Here is a 3,056-nt window from a genome sequence, read left to right as displayed (position 1 = left end):
AAGCCTTTGGTATTTTCATTCAATATTTTTTCGATTCTATCTAACCTATTCATATTTATCTCCTCTATCATCAAATATCAACTTTTATATTTTACAACATAATTCGATTTTATGCAACATATTTTTTATAAAAAAATTGACAAAATGCATCTTTTTTGATATTATAATAGAATAGTCAGTAGTGAATCTATTCACTTTCTACTGTTTTAAGGAAGTATTAGATGGGCAAGAAGAAGAAAAAAGACAAGAAAGTAAAACTACCTGTTCAGGCTAAAAAGAATACATTTTTAAATTTTATCAAGCCAGAGGCAGAAGTAATCAGACCCCAAGTCTTTACTACCTATGATTATCTGGTGGGTATAGGAGTTTTTTTCTTTGCCTTTTTTGTGTATTTGCATACTTTGACTCCTACGATTGACCTACATGATTCTGGTGATATGATTGGGGCATCTTTTGTTCTTGGTATTCCACATCCACCTGGTTATCCTTTATATTGTTTGTTAGGTAAGCTTTTCAGCCTTATTCCGTTGGGAAACATTGCCTATCGCTATAATCTCTTCTCGGCAACATCAGCCAGTTTAGCGGTGATGATGGTCTATTTTATTACTTTAAAAGTAGGAAGTAGGAAATGGGAAGTAGAAAATAAAAAGAATGAACTTATTTCTCATCTCTTATCTCTCATCCCGGCGGTGATAGCGGCATTAATGCTATGTTTTGCTCGGGTTTTCTGGCAGCAGGCAGTCATTGCTGAGAAATACACCTTAAATGCCCTGTTTGCTACAGTATTAATCTTTATCTTACTAAAGTGGCAAGAGGTAATGTCAGAGGACAAAGGACAGAAGTCAGAAGACAGAAGTCAGAAAGGACAAATAAATCAAAAATCAAAAATCAAAAATCAAAAATCCTACCTCTACCTATTCTCTTTCATTCTTGGTCTATCTTTCACCCACCATCTCCAAACGATATTTTTAGTTCCTGCGGCGATATTTCTTATTATCATAATTTGGCGTCCAAACCCTAAACTCTTAAGCCTTAACTCTCTGCTTAAAATGGCTATTTTGTTTTTCCTGCCAATTATTATTTTATATGCCTATCTGCCTATTCGAGCCTCTGCTCATCCAATTATCAACTGGGGATGTCCGGATAATCTTGAAAGATTCCTGGACCACATCACAGCTAAGGAATATGGCACTTATTTCGCTACCTCACTTCCAGCCTTGCTCAAACGGATATTTGTCCAACATCCTGTATTTTTCATCCAGCAGTTTACTCCATATCTTATCTGGCTCGGATTTATCGGATTGTTTTTCTTATATAAACAAAGGCTAACAATCTTCATTTTCTTAACCTTAATCATCCTCGCCGATATTCTTCATTCCAGCCGATATGGTATTCACAACATAGAAGATTATTATATCCCGGCTTATATTATTTTTAGTATATTTATTGGGTATGGGGTGACGATACTAATAGAATCTCTGAGTAAAAAGTTAAGACAAAGGATTTTAGCTCTATTACCTTACATTTTTCTTCTTGTTCCAGTCATTTCATGGGCTTGTAATCATTATTATGGCAACCACTCCAAAAATTATTATTCTTATGATTATGGAATGAATATTTTATTTCCTTTAGAAGAAAAATCAATCCTTTACATCAAAGGCGATACCTTTGCCTTTCCCTTATGGTATCTTCATTATGTCGAAAATATCCGCAAAGATATTACACTTATTGACCAGCACTCGCTATACCTTGACTGGTATGCTAATCAGATTAAGAAAGAATTAAATTTTGAATTTAAGCCGCAGAACAGAGTTAAGAGATTAACCACGGAGGCATCTCAAATTATCAAGACACGGTTTGATGCTATTTTCGAGAAGAACCAACATCGAGCTATTTATTTACCTTATGATGAGGACATTGCCAGGGATTACACCCTGGTTCCAACCAGTATCTGTCATCGAGTCTTTAAAAAGGGGACACCTCTAAAAGAACAGTTAAGTGCAATTGATGAGGATTTACGATTCAGGTATCGAGGCATACTTGACAAAAAGATATATAAAGAAGAGCGAGTAGAAAGTAATATCTCTAACTATGCAACCGCATATAACAATCGTGGCGGGTTTTTCAAGGATATGGGTAAATATCCACAAGCCATCGCTGAATATCAAAAAGCCCTTCTTGCCGACCCAAAACGATTGATGAGTTATTATAATTTGGGTATGGTTTATAATGATTTGGGCAAGTCGCAGAATGCTATTTCACAATTTAATAAGATAATTGCGATTGATAAAAGAGATGCTAAAGGTTATTATGGATTAGGGCTTGTCTATCAAAAGCTCGGCAAGGTTGATGAGGCAATTTCAGAATATAAAAAAGCGGTTGAGTTAGACCCAGAGCGTGATTTTATCCTTGTAAATCTTGGCAGTGCCTATATCTCTAAAGGAATGCACAATGAGGCGGTGGCTTGTTTTCAAAAGGCAATTGTCTTATCCCCACAAAATATTGCCGCCATTTATAATCTGGGTGTGGCTTATTCACAATCAGGAAATAGACTTGAGGCAATTTCTGCCTTTCAAAAGGTGCTTTCCATAGACCCGACTTATCAACCCGCAAGAAGTAGTTTAATGGCACTTCAGTAACAAAAATTGTAACTATTCAGCCTATTATAGCAGTTATTAGTCAAAACTTTACATAGCGTGGATAAATGATGCTAACTTACTATAGCGAATTAGAGATTAGCGAATTAGTGAATTAGAGGATTAGAGAACTCTATGTCAAATTTCGATTAATAGGTGCTATATAACCACAGAGGCACAGAGAACGCAGAGAATAATAAAATGGACTGCCCAAACCCTGTTCTTGTTCCATAATACCTTAAGATGATTTGTAAATACATACTACATCTTTATAATATGTTCATTCTCCGTGCCCTGTTATGTAAAGTGTCAAGCTTTTTTTTATTTTTTTACTTAAGAAAAGACTCTACGACTTATCTCTATAACTCTACACCTTATTTTTGTTTTAGGCATTTTGAGTTTTTAATTAAGATCGAAATG

The 3,056-nt window shown here is 35.1% G+C and carries 1 protein-coding gene; it reads left to right on the top strand.

Annotated features, from left to right (window positions below; all coding sequences use genetic code 11):
* The first annotated feature begins 221 nt into the window (after positions 1 to 221).
* Positions 222 to 2,639, top strand: a complete 2,418-nt coding sequence (locus tag AB1414_18095) for a DUF2723 domain-containing protein (GenBank protein MEW6609326.1) — start codon at positions 222 to 224, stop codon at positions 2,637 to 2,639.
* The last annotated feature ends 417 nt before the right edge of the window (positions 2,640 to 3,056 follow it).

Source organism: bacterium (genome assembly GCA_040755795.1).
In the GTDB taxonomy this organism is placed as follows: Bacteria; UBA9089; CG2-30-40-21; order CG2-30-40-21; family SBAY01; genus JBFLXS01.
Note: the sequence above shows the minus strand (reverse complement) of the source record. Positions and strands in the feature narration are given on the sequence as shown.